The following is an 813-nucleotide window of genomic DNA, read 5'->3' on the forward strand; positions in this document are numbered from 1 at the left end:
CAACAACGACGTTTTTCCGACCCCGGCCCGCCCGTGCAGGACGACCAGCCGACTTTCAAGCCATTTCGCGAGCAGGGCGTGCGCCGCGGCGCGGCGCCCGAAGAAAAATTCGGCGTCGGTCTCCTGAAAGGGCGTGAGGCCGACATAGGGAGAATGGCGGGGAAGTACGGTGACCACCACTACCCCCGCGTCCCGAAATCGCTGGTCGGGTCAGGTCTTCCCCGCCTTCCTTCACAAGCAATGACCATCCTGGTAAACAAGGTAGTAAAAAGCCTCTCCCCGGCGAATCGACAGCACCCCTGACAGTACCCCTGAATGATATCCGACGCCGGGTCGCCGGAGTTCGGACGTACCACCCGAAAGCGCCTCCCGTGCACCGCGAGACGCGCACGACCGCCGAGCCGAGCGGACCCCCGCCCACGGGAGGCGTACCGCCGGTCGGTCATGGACTCGGTCATGGACTCAGTCCGCAAAGGACGGCACCGCCCGTCCGCCGTCAGTCGTGCGCTGCCGGCGCTCCGCGGGACAACAACCTAGTATGCGCTCGCGGCGATAGTATGCGCTCGCGGCGAATGCCACAACGTCGGAGCTCCTCCCCCGCGGAAAGCCAGTCGATCGATCGCGACAGTGGTCGCCGTCACCGCCGGACGGACCCGGCGGCGACGCGCCGGCCCCGGCGCTTGACCCCTGACAAGGAAACCGCTGGGGTGGCGAGATGGTGCGGCGGGCCGGCGACGGCCGAGATGCGAGACCCTCCTCTCCGATAGGGTCGGGGTGTAGCATTAGCACGCGTCCGGATCGAATCTTTTACTC

1 protein-coding gene is annotated in these 813 nt (G+C 66.5%); it reads right to left on the reverse strand.

What is annotated here, in order from left to right; translation table 11 throughout:
* Window positions 1-180 (reverse strand): nSTAND1 domain-containing NTPase (locus ACY5KJ_RS17095; RefSeq protein ID WP_462203837.1); only part of this gene is annotated, 180 nt, incomplete at its 3' end.
* Window positions 181-813 lie beyond the last annotated feature (633 nt).

This window comes from Frankia sp. CcWB3 (assembly GCF_977927595.1).